This is a genomic window from Staphylococcus sp. EG-SA-14 (assembly GCF_017151935.1).
GTDB classification, from domain to species: domain Bacteria; phylum Bacillota; class Bacilli; order Staphylococcales; family Staphylococcaceae; genus Staphylococcus; species Staphylococcus aureus.
Window position 1 is genome coordinate 1 of record NZ_JACVZM010000066.1, and the last position, 440, is coordinate 440.

The following is a 440-nucleotide window of genomic DNA, read 5'->3' on the forward strand; positions in this document are numbered from 1 at the left end:
GTACCAGATTTACTCAGTTATTTAGGATACATTATTATATTCTTAGCAGGCTATTATATGTTCAAGAAAGCCCAAAGAAATCCTAAACCTAAAGAAGCAATTAATAAAGGAGAATCATAATGTCAGAGGGAAGAAACAAAGACGAATTAAAAGATATAACGTTATTAGGGAATCAAAACAATCAATATCATGATCAATACAAACCTGAAGTATTAGAAGTGTTCGACAATAAACATCAAGGTAGAGATTACTTTGTAAAATTCAATTGTCCAGAATTCACTTCTTTATGTCCTATCACTGGACAACCTGATTTTGCGACAATTTATATTTCATATATACCAAACGTCAAAATGGTAGAATCTAAATCATTAAAATTATATTTATTCAGCTTTAGAAACCATGGTGATTTTCACGAAGATTGTATGAACGTTATTATGAAT

General features: G+C 29.3%; 1 protein-coding gene. It reads left to right on the forward strand.

Features of this window, described 5'->3' with window-relative positions:
• Positions 1 to 119: 119 nt before the first annotated feature.
• Positions 120 to 440, forward strand: a 321-nt coding sequence (queF, locus tag IDG63_RS14310; RefSeq protein WP_206176492.1) for a preQ(1) synthase, incomplete at its 3' end; no start/stop codon positions are given.